15 protein-coding genes and 1 other RNA gene are annotated in these 18,432 nt (G+C 31.2%); 7 read left to right on the top strand and 9 right to left on the bottom strand.

Annotation, left to right across the window (positions count from 1 at the left end; genetic code table 11):
* Positions 1–2: 2 nt before the first annotated feature.
* The gene (locus IW20_RS09075) at positions 3–644 is read left to right on the top strand and encodes a porin family protein (protein WP_035621122.1); all 642 of its coding nucleotides are present in this window, start codon (positions 3–5) and stop codon (positions 642–644) included.
* Positions 645–732: 88 nt separating this feature from the next.
* Here the strand turns inward: IW20_RS09075 and IW20_RS09070 are convergent, their stop codons facing one another.
* The 3 genes from IW20_RS09070 to IW20_RS09060 all read right to left on the bottom strand — a co-directional run bounded on the left by IW20_RS09070 (position 733) and on the right by IW20_RS09060 (position 6,900).
* The gene (locus IW20_RS09070) at positions 733–2,340 is read right to left on the bottom strand and encodes a class I SAM-dependent methyltransferase (RefSeq protein WP_035621120.1); all 1,608 of its coding nucleotides are present in this window, start codon (positions 2,338–2,340) and stop codon (positions 733–735) included.
* Between the two features lie 536 nt (positions 2,341–2,876).
* A complete protein-coding gene (locus IW20_RS09065) occupies positions 2,877–5,078 on the bottom strand; it encodes a hypothetical protein (protein WP_123869405.1) in 2,202 nt (733 codons plus the stop codon).
* Positions 5,079–5,646: 568 nt separating this feature from the next.
* Complete coding sequence (locus tag IW20_RS09060; protein ID WP_035621116.1) at positions 5,647–6,900, bottom strand: hypothetical protein; 1,254 nt, start codon at positions 6,898–6,900, stop codon at positions 5,647–5,649.
* Between the two features lie 810 nt (positions 6,901–7,710).
* Here IW20_RS09060 and IW20_RS09055 point away from each other — a divergent pair.
* A complete protein-coding gene (locus tag IW20_RS09055; protein ID WP_035621115.1) occupies positions 7,711–8,862 on the top strand; it encodes a putative phage abortive infection protein in 1,152 nt (383 codons plus the stop codon).
* A gap of 244 nt (positions 8,863–9,106) precedes the next feature.
* Here IW20_RS09055 and IW20_RS09050 read toward each other — a convergent pair whose 3' ends face one another.
* Genes IW20_RS09050 through IW20_RS09040 form a run of 3 tightly spaced genes read right to left on the bottom strand, consistent with a single transcriptional unit; the run spans position 9,107 to position 10,871 of the window.
* A complete protein-coding gene (locus IW20_RS09050; RefSeq protein ID WP_035621112.1) occupies positions 9,107–9,877 on the bottom strand; it encodes an ImmA/IrrE family metallo-endopeptidase in 771 nt (256 codons plus the stop codon).
* Between the two features lie 2 nt (positions 9,878–9,879).
* A complete protein-coding gene (locus IW20_RS09045) occupies positions 9,880–10,275 on the bottom strand; it encodes a hypothetical protein (RefSeq protein WP_035621109.1) in 396 nt (131 codons plus the stop codon).
* The gene (locus tag IW20_RS09040; RefSeq protein WP_035621102.1) at positions 10,272–10,871 is read right to left on the bottom strand and encodes a hypothetical protein; all 600 of its coding nucleotides are present in this window, start codon (positions 10,869–10,871) and stop codon (positions 10,272–10,274) included. The genes IW20_RS09045 and IW20_RS09040 overlap by 4 nt, the downstream gene beginning before the upstream one ends.
* Positions 10,872–11,014: 143 nt before the next feature.
* Between IW20_RS09040 and IW20_RS09035 the strand changes: the two genes are divergently transcribed.
* The 3 genes from IW20_RS09035 to IW20_RS09025 are packed head-to-tail and all read left to right on the top strand — an operon-like array spanning position 11,015 to position 13,185.
* The gene (locus IW20_RS09035) at positions 11,015–11,506 is read left to right on the top strand and encodes a Pycsar system effector family protein (protein ID WP_035621099.1); all 492 of its coding nucleotides are present in this window, start codon (positions 11,015–11,017) and stop codon (positions 11,504–11,506) included.
* A 7-nt stretch (positions 11,507–11,513) separates the two neighbouring features.
* On the top strand, positions 11,514–12,542 hold the full coding sequence (locus IW20_RS09030; protein ID WP_035621098.1) for an adenylate/guanylate cyclase domain-containing protein: 1,029 nt from the start codon (positions 11,514–11,516) through the stop codon (positions 12,540–12,542).
* Complete coding sequence (locus IW20_RS09025) at positions 12,520–13,185, top strand: hypothetical protein (protein ID WP_035621095.1); 666 nt, start codon at positions 12,520–12,522, stop codon at positions 13,183–13,185. The genes IW20_RS09030 and IW20_RS09025 overlap by 23 nt, the downstream gene beginning before the upstream one ends.
* Positions 13,186–13,432: 247 nt before the next feature.
* Here IW20_RS09025 and IW20_RS09020 read toward each other — a convergent pair whose 3' ends face one another.
* Positions 13,433–14,542 (bottom strand): DUF4238 domain-containing protein, encoded by a 1,110-nt coding sequence (locus IW20_RS09020; RefSeq protein ID WP_035621091.1) that lies wholly within the window; start codon positions 14,540–14,542, stop codon positions 13,433–13,435.
* Between the two features lie 278 nt (positions 14,543–14,820).
* On the opposite strand from IW20_RS09020, the gene IW20_RS09015 reads away from it, so the two are divergent.
* Complete coding sequence (locus IW20_RS09015) at positions 14,821–16,299, top strand: recombinase family protein (protein ID WP_035621088.1); 1,479 nt, start codon at positions 14,821–14,823, stop codon at positions 16,297–16,299.
* The gene (locus tag IW20_RS09010; protein ID WP_035621085.1) at positions 16,296–16,460 is read left to right on the top strand and encodes a hypothetical protein; all 165 of its coding nucleotides are present in this window, start codon (positions 16,296–16,298) and stop codon (positions 16,458–16,460) included. Before IW20_RS09015 ends, IW20_RS09010 begins: the two co-directional genes overlap by 4 nt.
* A 185-nt stretch (positions 16,461–16,645) precedes the next feature.
* Here IW20_RS09010 and ssrA read toward each other — a convergent pair.
* Together ssrA and IW20_RS09005 are read right to left on the bottom strand one after the other, a co-directional pair.
* Positions 16,646–17,042, bottom strand: a transfer-messenger RNA (tmRNA) gene (gene ssrA / locus IW20_RS25755).
* A 116-nt stretch (positions 17,043–17,158) separates the two neighbouring features.
* Positions 17,159–18,355, bottom strand: coding sequence for a serine hydrolase domain-containing protein (locus tag IW20_RS09005; RefSeq protein ID WP_035621084.1), 1,197 nt, complete (start codon positions 18,353–18,355; stop codon positions 17,159–17,161).
* Positions 18,356–18,432 lie beyond the last annotated feature (77 nt).

Raw genomic sequence — 18,432 nt, 5'->3', positions numbered from 1 at the left:
TTATGAAAAGATATATGTTAATTATATGCACACTTTTTTTTGGTGTGCCCATTATAGCTCAAAACCAAAAAGTTAAATTAGGCGTAAAAGCTGGTTTAAATATTTCGAGCCTAACTTTTGATGAAAGCGAAATGAACTCATCAAGTAAAACGGGATTTACAGGAGGGATTATGGTTGAAGTTCCTATAGCGAAAAACTTTTCGTTACAACCTGAATTGCTATACAGTCAGCAAGGAACAAAGGTTTCGTTTTCTGATAGCGATGTAACCAATTCCAACTATGACGGTACTATTAAATTGAACTATTTAAACATTCCTGTAATGCTTAAATATTATGTAATAGAAGGATTAAGTATTCAAGTAGGACCACAAATAGGAATACTTCTTAAGGCAAATAATAAATACCAAGATAATTTTTTAGGCTATGAAAACCATGATAGCTTTAATTTAAAAGAATATTCTAGTGGTATAGATACTTCTGTAAATTTTGGATTGGGGTATCAATTTAAAGATAAATTTTATGCTGATTTAAGATATAATATTTCTTACTCTAATGTTTTTAAAGAAAGTGATGTAAATTATTTCATCAATAATGACATGAAAAATAGAGTTTTCCAGATATCGATTGGTTATTTTTTTAAATAGAATTAGTATTCTTGTAGTTTCCTAAAACCACTCCTCAAAGAGTGGTTTTTTTTATGGAGCTAAATGATGAGGCTTTATAGAATAAAAATCAATTTCCTTTCAATAAATTAATGCTTACTGTTGCTATATCTGCATCTGGAAAGCGCTTAAAAATAGTTGGATCAGGAAATAATCCTGCTTCTGCAGCAACACTATTAAAGACATCTATTTCAACAATATATTGGTCTGAAAAACCGTGTGTAGCATCATAAGCAGTTGCGGCAGTTTTCCCTAAATTATTAGCGGTAAGTTTTGGATTTACGGTATGTAATTCAATCAAAAGCAAACCAAATTTAGAAACATACGGCGACCATTTCTGTAAGTGTTCCAACAGATTATCTTCGACCAGATTGTTGCTGATTCTTTTTCCTCTGTGGGCAAATGCACCCGTAGAGGTACTGATTCTATCGCTGTTGATGTATTTCGGTTCTTCCCAAATCCTATTGTGATCTAAAAAGGTTCTTACGTTAAGCAAATCTTTCAGGTCGATATTGTAATTCTCTTTCAAGTCATCCGAAAGCACATCTGGACGTCCAATATCTCCCCAAATTACCTTTGCCCAAATATCTGCCTTTATAAGATTAGCTCTTGTTACTTTTAAAGCAGCTTGATTATAATCTGCACCAACGAGGAATAAAGGATATTCATCGAGCATTTTTCCTCTTAAAGTTTGCCTGTCTATTACTTCAAAAATATGTTGTAAGAAAGCGCCATTACCACAACCCATATCCAGGATTCCTTTTGGTTGTTCTTCTATAGGCAGGTTAAAAAGCTTGACGATAATTTCATCTACAACTTTAAAATACGTGTCGTGAGCGCCACCACTTCCCCATACATTCATTTCTCTATCAACATGAATTTCGTTTTCACCATCGGGAACCATTCTTAAAATAGCTGGATCGCCAAAAATAAGTTCTTCAATTTTGGCAAATGTTGGCAAGTAAGAAACCGTAACCCCATAAGCACTGGCTCTTTTGGCATAAAACAAGCCGACTTCGGTAAATTGATAATTCCCGTTTTTCTTCAGGAACCATCCAAGATGCACAAAGAAATCTAATATCTTTTTAAAATGTTCAGGAGATTTATGAAACTCTTCGGGTTTGAAAGAAGTCTCCATAAAATATTTGTGAAACATCCCACTCATTGCCAAATGCACTATTGTTGGTCCAATCAAATAACCTTCTACGTGTTTTAGAATTTGCTCCTGAATGCTTTTGGTAAGATTATCTTCAGAGGATTCAATTCCGTAGTTCTTTTTATATTTTTCAAAAATAAGATTAAGTTTTTCAAACGGTGCATCTTCAAAGAGACGCGGATGAAATTGGGTAGAAAAGTGAAGTAACTCCACAACATCTTCATAGAGATAAAACAATGAAAACGCTATTTCTGTCTTTTCATTAACTGAAATCGTAATTTCTTGTGTACGATTATCAACTTCATAATCTAAAAAGCCTTGAGAAGCCAAAATCCTCAAACCAACATTCAGATAACCTTCATTTGCTTTAAAAGCAATTGTAAGCTCCGCTAATTGTATTTGCTTTTTACTTAGGATAAATTCCAAAACTCCATTCTTTTTCAATGCTATTGCTACTGGCGCAACAGCCAAGCCGTCGAGATGTCTAAAAATTGAACTTCGGAGTTGTGATTTATCTATCATAGAAAATTAATGAGTGTTTATTCAAAAATAGTGATTTTTTGAATTGAAGTGCTAGGAAGTATATTTTTGTATTTCACAGATTCCTATGTTAATAGAAAATCACCATTGGCAACAATCTCCTTATGATGCCTATATAGACAGAAGAAGTCATGATGAACTGAATTAAATACCGTATAAAGATCATTATGAATCCGGTATGAATGGTTCATAAGCAAAAAACTCCCCTATATATCAAAAAAAAGGGAAGATATATTTAAATATCTTCCCTTTTTTGTGGAGTCGCCGGGATTACAATTGAACACCTTATTCCTATTTTAATGTTTATCGAGAGTTTGAAAAAATAAATTGTAAAGCCTTGCAAATAAAGGAAAAATAAAATTATGTATAAATTAATAAAACTTTTTTGTATAAATAATTTTAGTTTAAAATTTCATTTTTTTGCTATAAAAGTTCTTTATAAATTTAAAATGTAAATTGAACAAATATAATATGGTGTTCGACTATCGAACACCTTGAAATTATTTTTTTATTGTGTTTTAAAGGATCGAAGAGCTACTATCGTTTATTTTTATCAAATCGGGTCTGCCATAGTGAGTATACATTAAAAATTCGCAATCTGTATCTTCAATTGAAATGGTTAAATCTTCACTAATTCTAATTCCTTTATTTCTGAGATTAATAAAAATCTCTCTTCTTTTATTGAAATCCTGTAACTCTAGTAAAATATTGCTTAGAGCTTTTTGTTCCTCAACAGATAGAGTTTTTTGAAGTTTTAAATATGACTTGCTTATCGCATCGTGAATAATAGATGTTCGCATTATATTTGAAATAAAAGACAACCAATTGTCATATAAATTTTTATTAATTTCAAGTTTTAGTAATGTTAATAATCTAATATAATACATCGTTCCTCTTTTAATTGATATTGGAAGGAAAGTGCCTGTAACTGTTAGTGCTCCCACTTGAAAGAATGCGTCATGTAATTTATTGATATAACCATAATTTGGTGAGGTATTACAGCATGACAGAAAAACGATGGGAGCCGAAATTTTATACTTGACAATTTCATCACAAGTCAACTTTTCTTGATTTATGCTTAAGTAACTTGTATCTGTTGTTGAATCTATATTGCCATGGCAATCAAATATTAATATGTAAGGTTCTATTTCATTAATTGCGTTTGAAACGTCTTTTATTGTTTTACAATATCTAAAATGATATTCAAGTTCTTTGCTGTAATCTTTAACCAGTTTATAGCTTGCAGTAAATTCATGATCATTATTTGTTTGTTCATCTGCAGATAGTATGATTAAAGTTTTTTTTAAAACATCATGGTTTAGAGAATAGGAGAAGCGATTATTTGCCGAATAATTATTTACGATCCCTTGATAATTTGTTTCAGGAATTCTACATACATCATGTGTAAAGGATAAAGGAACTTGATCTAATGTAAGCCACTCAATGGGTAAATCAGAAATTGCTAAAATTTGACCATTTCTGTTTTTTAAATATTCTTTAGTTTCGTTGTCAATAGTGTGAGATGACAGTTTTTCACCAAAAGCTATTATGGATTTTGAAATTTTGTTTAATGATTTTTGTGTATAAAAATTATTGTTTATCGGATTGAAAATAGATAATTCACGATAGATGGATTTACCAATCATAGGAAATCTCATAAACGGAGAAAAAGTAAATGAAGATTGTAGATATGATATAGCATCTAAAAAGAGCAATTTTGGTTTTACAAATTCACTAAACAAAAATGCACCAATTTCGCCAATTTCTTCAGATTCAGATTCTGTAAATCCTTCAGATTCTTCGGGAGAGACTTTTTCTTTAAAAAAGTAAGTCATATAATCGATCGATTGTTCAAGTTCATATAATTTGAGATAGAGCTTTTCATCAGAAGTTTTTGCTTTGTTTTTTAAATGTGATTTTACCACTGGATTAAAAAAAGGAAATGCGGCTATTAATATAGGAGCAGTTAATTTTGCTTCTGTAGCCTCTGAATGTACTTTGTCAATCTTCATAACAATATCCAAAAGAGCAGATCTTCTTTCGCTACTATTGATGGTAATATTTTTAGGATAATCATTTTTCCATGATTTATTTTCAATTTGAATGAAAGTGAAGTAATTTGGAACTATTGGAGAAAAAGTAGGAAGTAGTATATTGTTTTCATCTTCATCCAGATTAAATTCAAGCTCTAAATATCCATCAGATACATCAGAAAGAGTTTTTTTTATAAGATCAAAATCACGTTTAAAATTAGAAATAAGACTATGTACTGATTTAAAATATTTTTTTTTAAAAGGAAATTTCGGCGGTGTGTCATTTCTGCCATGGTACGTATAATACCAGTTTTTCTGTTTGGTTTCAAGTATTGAATTAAATATTAAATCAATTTTATCTGATGAGATATCGATGCAGTATACCACAACTCTATTTTCTAATTTAAGTACGGTATTGTAAGCTGTAATAGGGTTTGTTACTGATGTAAATTCACCATCTTCAAAAATTAAAATATTTATTGCTGGATTTACACCTAAAGGATTTAGGCCAAGATTAAAAAAACGTCTTTGATCATGAAATTGCATAAAATCGCGCGGGCATTGCAGTAAAGTTCTAAAAATTTCATTTGAGGAATTAACAGGGAAGTTTATGATGTCAGTCTTAACTGATTGTTTTTGAATTATAATGTATTGAATAGATGACATTGAAATAGGTCTAAATTCCATTTTATTATTTATTAAGCTCTAATATATTGCATGTTGATTTTTCCTTATCCATAAAATAAATTTTAAAATTAAAATTTTAGCTGAAACAAATTTGATATAAATAATATACAGTTTTATCAATATCTCTGTAGTTACTTCTACCATAATTTCGCGATACTGCTTCATGACTTCCTTGGTTCTCAAAACATAACAGATTTTTAGTTCTTTTAAATTTCTTTTGATAATTGCGCAATTATTGATAATTTTTCAATTTAAAAAAAATCAAAGTGTTGGTGTTTCCTAACTCAAGTCACTTTTTTCAAGATCTGGAATAAAGATTGGCTCAGATTTAATATTTATGATACTTTTTTTCAGTGTATTTTTAAAATATTCTAATGACTTATTACAAATGCCCTGTTGAAATTCTAATGAATAATCGCTTTTGAATATAATCTACCACAAGTTTATTAGGATCTTCAAGAAAGTAATAATTTAGGGGATTAATTGTCAATTAAAATTGATAATGATTTAAATATTACTATTTTTTTTCTGAATTATGCCACGTAAAGTGTTTATTATTTTAAAATTGTCATTGGAAATCAACCGGCACCGGCAATCCTGCTGTAGCTGCAATGGCGATAAATTTGCTTTTAATTTCAGGAGTTGACAAAAATATATTTTGGACTCTTTTTACCAGCCACTGTGACGGATTACGATGCTGTGCATTTCTAATTATTGAAGAAACGGTATCAGGATTTAACGGGTGATTTTCTATAAAACAGCCAATCAGGTCACATTTACCGTTTACCCAAAGATAATCTTTTAGGTCTTTTTTAGTTATTGCGATATCAAAGACGCTTTGGAAGAAACCGTTTGCTTTTAGGGTATCCAGATCTTTATTTTCGGGAATTTTAGCAGGTCCCTGCTGTTTATAACTGTTAAATATTTTTTCATTTGCTTCTGGTATTTCATCCTTAGGAATTATATTATTTTGAAGCAGGAAGGCATACAGATTAAATGGGTTTCCAGTAGACTGTGCTGCAAGCATCCTTTCAAACCATATTTTTCGAATTTCTTTGGCGCCGTAGCCAAAATCGAAAATTCTTTCCGGGTTAAATAATAAAAAGGCAATGTCTTTTTTAGAAGCTTTTAAATATTGGATTAAAGCACCTTGGACTCTTGGACTGGAAAGTTTTAAAATTTTGTTATAAACTTCCAGAATTTCAGATTCCCAATAGACTCTACTTTCAGTTATTGTATAAACATTCTTAAAGAATAGCTCTAATTCAGCTTGTAAAACACTTTGATCAATGTCATGAATCAAATGTGTATAATCACTGTCTTTTGGCGTCTGAGTCGGATCAAAGTGTTCATCAAATTTCAGTAAAAGGGATTGCATACCGCCCTCTACGGTAATTTTGCCTATATTGCTCTTTAGGAAGCTCCAGAACGCATCCGTGTGATGTGAATCGATCTCATTATCTTTGTAGTGTGCGCAGTCATTTCGTCTGCTTCTCCAATATTTAATCTGATCGCGAAGATCTTCGGACATTAAAAATACAGGTCTATCCATTTTAACAAGTGCTGTAAATACTTCCTCTTCCCAAATTCGGTCATTTTTAATTTTTCCAAGCTGTGCCAGCCATTCGCCAGCATTATATGCTGTTGGTGGTTTTGAATTTATAAGCTTTTCTTTAATGATGGTAAGAAAACCCAGATAAGAAAAAAGAAGTGATGCCCGATAAGCATTGTTTTTGTAACAGATTGTAGATTCTTTAAAAAGTTCTTGTACATTGGCAGAATATCCTTTTTCCTGAACCCAAATTTCGATATGTAATTTCATTAGTTATTTGGTTTATGTTTCTTTGAGGGCACTATTTTTAATTTACTTTTTCATTGTCCTACAGTCAAGCAAATATTAGTATTTTGTTTGCGGTTTTTTTACGGATAACCGTAATTCATGCCAAAAGAGCAGCTGTTTTCAAAAATATAAATAAAGAAACAAAAAAAGCCACGTATTAATACCCTTTGTAAACAGATTTTAATTGTAAAAAGGTGAAGGTATTAAAAGGAACTGTCATCGGCAAAAGAGTAATTAGGATTCGTAGTTATTTTCAGATGATCCAGAAGAACTATATCAAGGAGTTAAGCACCTGAAACACTTTTTCTGTGATTTTTTTATTAGCCGTTTCGAATAAAATGAGTTTTTTTCTCTTGTAAGATGAATAAAATGCCAAGAAAAAAATAGGTAAATAATTACCTACTTATGATTTACCGTAGTGTTGCTAAAATATAATTAAAAGAAGCAACATGGTCATAAATTACTATGAAAGAGGAGTTAACTCGAAAGGCTCCTTAATGGATACTGAAATTTTAATAATAATTTTATATTTGTGCAATTACATTAAAGAAATAATTATTAATAATTCGGCTAAACTATAGTGTAATTACCTATTTTTAAAATCTCAAATAAAACAAATCTGCATTTAAATTTGTTTTTGCGTTTTGCACTTTAGGAAGGAGGAAATGGGCTATAGTACAACTAAAATTATTGTTGAAAAGCTTTCTGTAAAATTTGTTTTTATAGGAAATGTTGGTTGTTTTGAGAATAAAAAATAAGGCACTTAATTAAAATAAATAGATTTTAAAAAGTATGATTTCAAATATCTTGTTTTTCAGTTTTGTTTTGGTTCTTGTACTGATTTTAATTGCTTTATTGAATTTAAATAAAATTATAAACAGATTAACAAATTACAAAGAGGAATATGGTTTAGTGGTAAAATATTCTTTGATTCTTAGTCTAGTACTGATTTTATTCTCCTTTTTTGCACCGTATTTTTTTACAAGTACTGATATAGGTAAAAGCATTGTTACTACAACTGATACAGGATTGATAGGAGATACAATGGGGGGAATAATGAACCCATTTATAGCAATCGCGGCTTCGATTTTAACTTTTATAGCTTTTTGGATTCAATACAAAGCAAATGAACAGCAAAAACAGGATCTGCAAATTGAAAGATTTGAAAATAAGTTTTATTCCATGCTACAGATTCATAGAGATAATGTTAATGAAACCACTATCGGAAAATCCCTGATGGGACGAAAATCGTTTATATTCATGTTCAATGAATTAAAATTCACCTACCACTCTACAAAACTTTATTATGATTCTTTACGCGAGACTAAAACAATAGGAGAAATAGATGAAGAGACCATTTACAATATCTCCTACCTAATATTCTTTTTTGGAATAGGAAATAATTCATCACTAATTGTCAGGGATCTTATCGGTGAAGAGCATTTGGCTTTTGTCGTTGGTTTAGAAAGATATTTGGAAGATATAGTACTTCATTGGAAGAGTTTGCCAATAAAAAATAAAGAGATAGCCGTAGATATTGAGAATGATCAAATTTTCACCCTTAAAATTGGGTACATCCCTTTTAATGGGCAAATGTCAAAACTGAGCCACTACATTCGCAATCTTTTTCAATTGGTTAAATTTGTTGATGATGCGGATGCTAGTGTTTTTTCGTATGAGGCAAAATACAATTATGTTTCGTCAATCCGAGCTCAATTATCATCGCATGAACAGTTATTATTGTTTTATAATGCTGTTTCAGTATTAGGTAAACCATGGCTAGACGCTCCCAATTATTTAAAAAAATACTGTATTATCAAAAGTACACCGCTGCCTCTGGCCAATTTTTACAAAAAGCCACTTACAGTTTTAGGTGATAAGAATGAACAGGGAAAAGTAATGTTTGAATGGGGAGATATTAAAGACAGGCTCAATCAGGAATAATTGTGTCGTACCTACTGAAAAATTGAAGCTATCGAATTTTCTAATAGTTTCGAACCTAAACTTGGTAGACCCTTATTTGCTGAGTTTTTAATGTGCCAAAAATCAATGCCATCATTCTGCCATGAAACTGAAACAGGGATATTAAAGAACATTATTTGGAATGATTCGTCTTAAGCTTTACGTGCAAAAAAGGTATCAACTCCAGTTTTGGGTAATTTTAATAAGTCAAGTTTTAAAAAAAAAATTAATCTTCCCAAATGATACTCAATGCTGAATTGTAACGTGGTGTTATGATGCAATATTCATGCATTGGCGAATTATTATCATATTTTCCTAATTCGAACCAGGTCGATTTCTCAATTTCTTGAATATCATTGTTTTTATATATTGTATTGTAACGGTAATATTCCTCTGCAACAGAATTTCTAGGTACATCCAGTTTGTTGATATCAGAAATCCTGTAATACATAAATTTGGATTTTTTCCAATATTGTACCTTCCCTTGTTTACTGTAAAAAACTGCAATAGGGTGATTTCCCAAATCAATATATCTATATACAGTGGAAGTAATGCTTGTATTGAAACTATTTGCTAGATCAAAAAGCAACTGCGGATTGAATTTTCTTTTTTCGCACGCTTTACTGAATTTATCGGCTGGCATTAATAATTCTGCAGCAAAGTCATTTGCCTCCTTTTCCTGAGGCCCTCTCTTATATCCTTCAAGAGTCGTATCATCATCTGTAAATGAAGCAGTATGGTCAGAATGTAAAATCATGTGTCCCAATTCATGTGCCAAAACATATCTTTTTCGCTGCGGAAATTCAATTTTCGAATCTATTGTAACAATTGATTTGCCATTTTTCATAACAAGTCTTCCATCAGAATTCTTTAAATTCTTTTCATTAACAATACCATTATGATAAACAATTAAATCAGTAATATCAATTGAAGGAATATCTTCGATTCCTAATTCTCCTAAAACGGCTCTTGCAGCAAGAGCAGGGTTCTTTCTCATTATCAAAGTTCTCCTTTCTCGATTTTGTGCATTAAATCAAGTAGATCCGTTTCATTAAGAATATCTTTGAGATCATGTTCGTCCATTTTATCAAGATTGTTGAATTGTAACTGTGGTGATCTTTGGATTAGTAATCCTAAAATTGCCTCCCTCGTAGTTTCTTTAGTTCCCTCAAATAGCTCTAATGCTTTTGTATATAAATTATTATTTTGCGCCTTTTTTAGCGCTACAGTCTGTTGAAACAACATTTTTTTAACTGCTGTTATTCCATTTTTTTCAAGCTGTTCAGGATTATATCCTTCATCTTTTAAAAGTTCATTTAGAATTTCAGGTTCTTCTACCGTTAAAAGATAAATATCACGATTCAATTTATCAGCATTGACTTTTATATTTTTCATGGCTTAGTAAATATTTTTTTAACAATCCGCAACCCCCTTTTTATTGAATTATTTATTTCTTTCATTGGAATATCCAATTCTTTTGAAATTTCTCTTCTTGAAGCTCCTTCGAGCCATTCACAAAATATGGCGTGATCATTTTTATTTTCACCGAAACTTTTCTCAATCTTATCCCAAAATTCATTTTCAATCAAAATTTCATCAGGAATATCTCTGATTCGGATTTCTTCATCTGTCAATTCATCGTAATTATCATACTCTTCACTGTCGCTTAACAATTCATTGGAACCGCCAGCATTTACTATTGATCGGCTAGAGGATTTAAAGTGACTAGATATAAGACTCTTTACAACCCAAATTAAATGATGAGTTATATTCGGATGCTTATTATAGTCCCATTTGCGTACTCCAGTAAAAACTTTTTCGATTGCCAATACAGCAAAATGTTCAGCGTCCACACTATCCTTCTCGGTTCGTATTTCGAATCCTACTTTATTTAATTTATTAGAAGCATACAATACCAGTGATTTATAAATCAATCCCCAGGATCGTTCGTCAATATTTTTTAGACGATCTAAAGTTTTGGAATCTATCATTTGTTAGTTGGTTTAGTTTGGGCCCTATAAATATATGCTCTTTTAATTATTTTTTTTGCCATGTGGCAAAAAAAATAAATTATGGAGCATATATAAGTATATGCGGCTTTCTATTTAAGCTATGTTAAAATGATTTTATAATTATGGAAAAAGAAAGATTATTATTCTGTATTGGACGCTACGATCACTATTATGACAGCGTTAATAACAAAAGTTCTGTTTTTTTAGGACTTAGTACATTTATAGTAGGAGGCCTAGTAGTTGGTTTCTTTGCTATCAAGGATTTTGTTGTATGTAATCCGTGGATTTATTTATTAATGATTGCACTCATTTTGATTGGTATTGTTATTATGATTATTGTAATACTTGCCGCTACTCCATTCATTTCAAAAGGCACGGATTCCTTGCACTATTTTGGTTCTATATCGTGCCAGACTCATGATGAGTTCAGTGCTAAATCTATTGAAAATATTTCGCCTCAAGAAGAGCTCAAGGACCTACGGGAACAGGTTCATCAGCTCGCCTGTGGACTATCGGCTAAATTCTCCAAACTAAAAATTGCAGGGATTTTATTTACGATCCAATTTGTTCTTTTTATTCCTCTTTTGATGCTTATAATATATAACTTAAAATAATTGAAATATGAAAATTTTTGAAGATTATCTTTCAACAGTAAAAGCTGCAATGGCAGCAGATCCTAAGTCAAAAAGTTTAAATGAAAGCTGGAATCCTGCTAAAGGCGAGTTGCGAAAGGCGTTTGACGCTGTCGCACTTGGGCTTCAGGTTCCAGAAAAACGCCTGCTACCGAGCTTAGAAAATTTTGCAAGTGAACTGGGATTAAAACCGGATTTTAATCAAAAATTAGGGCTTCATCCAGATCACGCACATTTAAAGCTTACAGAAAATATTGAAAACGATTATATTATTTCAATGTTTGTAGATATTAAAGGTTCTACCAATCTTTTTAAACGTTATCTTCCGGAAACAGTTTGGATTATTACCAACACCATTCAACGTGCCGCAATACATACCTGTCTTATTTTTGGAGGATACGTACATCGTCTTCAGGGAGACGGTTTATTTGTATATTTTGGCGATAAAAAAACATCGACTCAGCTTTCTGTGAAAAGAGCCTTGCAGTTCGCTGGGATTTTTACATATTTTGTGAAAACAGATCTAAAAAATCTGTTTAATGAGCAGGGAATTGAAGATATATTTACTAGAATAGGAATAGATCTTGGATACGATCGTGATGTAGTTTGGGGTATGGCCGGTATTGGAGAGATAAGTGAAGTGACCACCTGCAGTCTCCATACAAGTTTAGCAAGCAAAATGCAGTCAAGTGCTGTCAGTAATGGAATAGTTGTTGGAGACCACATAAAAAATGAAGTTCCAGAGTTATCTGATTTTTTTACGCCTGTATGTCAAAGGACACAGAATGAAAATGATCGTTACATTTTTAGAATACAGGATGAAAATTGGAATTACACACAGTTTGATTTTGCATGGTTATCTTTTCTTAAAAAACAAGATTATATAGCTACTGATTTGCAGGGTATTCTTCAGCTGAAACAAAAAGCTTCTACCTCAAATTTCGATCGCAACATAAATAATTTAGCTCCTATAGCAGCTACCAGTAAACCTTTTTATGGATTTAGGAAAAAAATGTAGTTTGTTTGAGCGTGACTTTGGTGAGGTTAAAGAATCCTTTCCCAAATTAAGCTACGGAAGAAATAGAAAAAACAAAATTTGGATAATTTCTGGAGAACTGGATATATGTGATGTCAAAGGTAACTATTGGAATACCTTTGACATCAAAATGATAGTGCCTGAATCGTATCCATATTGTGTACCAATCGTTCTTGAAATAAGCGAAATAATTCCTCGCAATATCGACTGGCACATTTCGGAAAATGGAATCTGCTGTTTAGATTTTGATAATAATCTTATACTACTTAGCCGGCACGGAATTAATTTAAGAGATTTTATAACTAAAAAAATATATCCTTTTTTTGCAAATCAATTATATAAATTACAGGTAGATAAATATGCAGGGGAGGAATACAAACATTATATTGAGGGATTAATACAATACTATATTGAAGATTTAAAAATCCCTACAATTGAGAATATAGTTGTCTTTCTAGAACAAATACTTAATAAAAAAGACCTTACTAGAAATAGATTATGTCCATGTAAGAGCGGTGAAAAAATTAAGAATTGTCATGAAAAAATAATTGAAACTATAAAAACAATAGGGAGGGAAAAAATTTCATCTGACTTAGCCAAAATTAAGAAGAAATTGGTACTTTGATACTTTTTGATTTTGATTGAACAAAAAATCAAGCATAAATATTGCCATAATCATGTATTACAAATTCTATGTCATATGATTTGAATTCGCTATAAAAAAAAAGTGTATTTGCTAACTATAATTGGAAGTAAAGATAAGGATGCGATTTAAACCCATAATTATTTTTAATTACTACTTTAAATTTTTTACAAATGATTAAAATTTTGCAGCAAATAATTGTTTCACAAGAAGGTTGTTATAAATTTTACTAAATCGGCATAATCGTATAGACTTTGAAAGTATATGCCTTGTAATTTATATTTTTTCTATACTGATCTGAAATGCTATTTAGTTTAACGGCACAAGATTTTGAGATAAAATTCAATTTTTGAAGAGAGAGTTTAATATTTAAGTCCGATACTCCCATTTCGATAATTTGTGCTGTAAGGTTATCCATATCTTTCGGAACTTTTAATTTACGCACGTTTATAAAATCATCATTCGCTTTTTTGTGTTTTTTCGATTTTTCATGTAAAGTTCGAATATAGTACTCAGAAGCTTTGTGATTGAAATTAACAGTAGATTCAGAATTGAGAAACTGTAGAAGATTAAGCTGGTCAATACTATTTTTATCATCTATCGATACTAGGTACTCTTTTTTATTTCCGAGTTTATAGATGTCAGAATCATATACAGCTAGCATATATGAATCATTTAGAGGCAGAAAAAGCTGCAATCCTTTTATTCCAAAATCTCTCTGGCTTCCAAATTTCCAGTTTCTTTTCTCTAAAAACTGATTGTACATAACAAGTGGATTATCAGAAATAATAAAAGGATTTGATGTTTTATTTTTAATAAGCTTGTACGTAAGGTTTAATAGATCGGGTACTAGTAGTTCGGAAGATTTTAGTGAATTAAGTTTCCCTTTGTCGGACTGTTGTTCCTGTAATCCAGGTATCATATCGTTAGAAACATTTCCTTCACTTATTTTGGACTTAGTATTTGGAAGTTTTTGTTCAAAATTTTTTAGAATTTTAAAATGGATTGGATTTCGAATATCCAAAACAATAAGAAAGTGCAGCATTTTAAAATGATTTGTACTTTGTGGAATAGGAAGTTTTTCTTTTTCCCACATTTCTCTAAAAATTGGTGCAGAATCTGATTCAAGCTTTGAAAGCCAATTTTCAAGCTCCCCATCACGCCCATAAAAATATTTTTTGCCTAGATGCGAGGATATTTTTACATGACTTTTAAAAACATTCCTATTGGTCTCAAACATGCCAATAGTTTCTCCATTATTTTCAAAAGAGAAGAAACGCTGGAAAAATTGTGGAACGAAATGGTGGTTTTTTGGAATCAGCTCTTTTTTCTGGGCCATTTTATATTCTATTTAAAAGCATTTTTTCTCGCTTAACTTAATAAGTGATATCTAATTTTATTGATGTTTAATTGATCTAGTTATACTGTTTAAATATATCAATTAAAAATGAATTAATACAATACTGTAAGAAATTATGTTGTTGTTTTTTAGTTGATTAAATATGTTTTTATTGTTTATGGCGTTTTACTTAATAGTACATGGAATGATTTTTTGTGATCAATAATTTGACGTGTTTAAAAATGTTTAATAGCAAGTGAAATAAAAATATTAATTATATGAAGGCAGCCTATTTATACGTTCATGTAAGTACGGACGAACAAAAAAGAAAAGGTTACTCTTTGCCGGAGCAGGAAGACAGACTATTGAAGTATTGTAAATACTATGATATCGAAGTCAAAGGAATTTATCGCGAAGATTATTCTGCAAAGAATTTCAATAGACCCGAATGGAACCGATTATTTTCAGAAATTAAAAAAAAATCATCAGGAGAAGATAAAAATATTCTATTTATCAAATGGGATAGATTCAGTCGTAATATTGAATACGCTTACGAAATGATTGGGAAACTTCGGAAATATAAAACAACTGCAAAAGCTATTGACCAGCCAATTGATTTCTCTGTGCCGGAAAGCACAGTTATGTTGGCTGTATATTTAGCTGTTCCGGAAGCAGAAAATGCGAGGAGAGCGCAAAATACTTCGAACGGTATTCGTCGAGCAAAGCTAATGGGGAGATATCCTAGTAAGGCACCTTTAGGATTTATCAATTTGACATCAATGGACGGTAAAAAAGGTATCGCTCCTAAAGAGCCTGAAGCCGAAATTATAAAATGGATTTTTTGTCAGGTTGCCAAAAACGATCATAAAATAGCTGAAATCAGGAAAATAGCTAAAGATAAAGGATTGGTATGTTCAAGATCACACTTTTTCAGGATTTTGCATAATTCAGTTTATTGTGGGCTTATACCAGTCAAGCTTGACTCTGGTGAAGAGCAAGTGATAAAAGGATTACATGAACCATTGATATCTGAGGCTTTATTTAATCAGGTCCAGTCTGTTATTAATACCAAAAGAAAAATCACTTCTAAAAATTGTGATTTGCAATCAATGTTTTTTCTTAAGGGCTTTATAATCTGTCCAGTTTGCGATCGAAAACTTCTCGGAAGTTTTTCAGCAGGGAGATTAAAAAAATATCCATACTACCATTGTCGCAATCGCTGTAAAACAAGGATAAATGCAATTTTCCTTAATGATTGCTATCAAAAGAAACTTCAACAGTTGATGCTCTCAAATAATTCGATTGAATTATTTAAAAATATTTTGGAAGACCAGAATATAAAGACACAGAAAGCAAGTTATTTATATGCGAAGAAGGTATTAGTGAGAAAAATAAACGACGAGAGTTTAACACTTTCTCAAGGCAGAAAATTATTTGTTTCTGGAATATTAAAACTCGATGACTACAACGAATTAAAAAAAGAGAATCAAGTCAACACGAAAAATCTTAGAAAGGAAGTACGTGATGTTTTAATTAAATTAAAAGCTATTGATAAGAAAAGTCAAATAGAAGAGAAAGCGTTAGTCGCAATCTTTCAAAGATTTTCTGAATTTGAGGTCTCAGATAAAAGACATCTTGTAAATCTTATTCCACCCACTAATGTTGATTATAAAACTGGAGATCTATCTTTAGATTTGAATCAGGCATTTTTAAAAATATTATCAAAAAAAGGTAACCGAAAAACTGAAAAAAGATGAACTTTATTGAAAAGAATGTTTCAGTAGAAAAAGCAATTGCCATTCTTTCTAAGAGCGGTATTCAGGTAAACGAAAATGAAGCCAAAATTATATTGGAATTGTTATATTTAGTGTCAAAAAATTACGACAAACCCAAAGAGAAGAAAATACTATATCCTTAACGGGACTTCGAACCATTATTCAGCCCAGATTATATCTCTAATAAAACTACTTTTAGACTGTTTATTTTAAACAGACTAAGAATTCCTCATGAAAAAATCGAACCTAAAACATCAGGCTGTAAAGCCAGATAAATGTGGACTTATAGGCATAAAAAAAGAGACAACTATTAACTAGCTGTCTCCTTAAGTGGAGTCGCCGAGAATCGAACTCGGGTCCAAACAAGCAACTAAAGAGCTTTCTACACGTTTATTTCCTGATTGAATTTTCGATGTTAAGCTAGGTCAGGAACAACCACTCAACACTTATCTTCTTAATTTCGAAATCCACCCGAAGCTCATGGAAATCTAGGTTTATTTTTACGGTTCCCCTGTACTGACCGCCACAAACCAAGGCTTTCAAGGAGAATCCAGCTTTCCTATCTGATAGGAACGTGGCTTAATCGTACTATAATTCGGATTATGCAGCTAAAGCGTAGTTATTTTCGCCGTGTAAAATTGTAAGATCTTATATTTACGAGCAAGGTCTCAATGCTCGACGTGCTTACTGTTCAATTCGACTTGCTGTCAAAACCAGTCGACCCCATTTCTTTTCAATAAAAAATTGAGATTGCAAAATTAAGCTTTTTGTCCCATCATCTAGCATTAATTATCAAAAATATTTATTTCAATTTTTATACCAAATTTAGAACCTTAATTTATTATTCGATGTCTTTAAAAACAAAAGGATAATCTCCAAAAATCGGTGCCAATTTGCGCACTGCATATGTTTTACGAGTAAACTTATTAGACAATGCTATAATGGTAACATTCTCTTTTTGTAATGTTATATACGATGAGGTATTACCATGCCACCATCCGTTATGAAAATAAAAGTGTTGTCCTGAGTACCAATTAATCATTCGGATACCTAGTCCGTAATTTTTCTCCCCTTTACGTTCATTACTATATCCTTCGTAAACTTGCTTAAGTAATGCTGGTTTTAAGAAACCCGGAGCATTTCTGGCTCTGTCAAGTTTTAATAAATCACGAGGTGTAGAATAAACATTTTTATCTCCGTAAACGGCATCTAGATAATCTATTCCTATCTCGACATTATTACCTTTATAAGATGGAACTGCTGTTTTTCTGTCTTTATCAATATCAAAAACATAACTATGTGTCATACCCAATGGCTTAAAAATCATCTGAGCCATTGCATCTTTATACTTAAGTCCTGTAATTTTTTCGATAATTAGTGCCAACATAGCATAGTTGGTATTACAGTATGTAAAACGTGTATCGGTTTTATACTCTAATCCAATATCTTTTGTTGCCATGATATTTAAGATATCCTGATTGGTTAACTGATTGTGTCTGTCCCAAATGGTTTTATCTCTATCGGTAAAATAAGCGTAATTACGCATTCCGCTTCTGTGGTTTAATAACATTCTTACTGTTACATCTGGATAAGGAAATGTTTTTAAGATTGTATTTACTTTTTGGTCCAAGTCAATTTTTCCAGCATTAACCAATTTTAAAACTGCAGTTGCCGTAAGTACTTTACTAACCGAAGCAATATGCAACGGCGTATCTTTGTCTATTTCTGTCTTTTCGTTTTTATTTGCGTAACCTTCATATTTCTCATAAATAATCTCGCCATTTCTTGCTACTAAAAAACTTCCGTTCATAGTATTGTTTGGCCAGTTTCTGTTATAAAAATAATCAACTCTATTTTTTATTGCTGTTACGTAATTTGCAGGAAGCTTTTTTTCAGGTGGCATTGGCTTCATTTTAGGAAGCGTATCTTCTAATGTATCGGCTGTAGTTGCATTTGTTTTTTTATCTTTTCCGCAAGAGCTTAAAACTAAAATAAGGAAAAGGATTTGTGGTATATTTGCTTTTTTAATGAAATTCATGTGTGGGATTCTAGGAAAACAAATATATAGAATTGAATACTTTTGTTTATTTGTGTTTTTGAACCGAATTCTTAGAT

Origin of the sequence: Flavobacterium hydatis, assembly GCF_000737695.1 — a bacterium.
Lineage (GTDB): Bacteria > Bacteroidota > Bacteroidia > Flavobacteriales > Flavobacteriaceae > Flavobacterium > Flavobacterium hydatis.
Note: the sequence above shows the minus strand (reverse complement) of the source record. Positions and strands in the feature narration are given on the sequence as shown.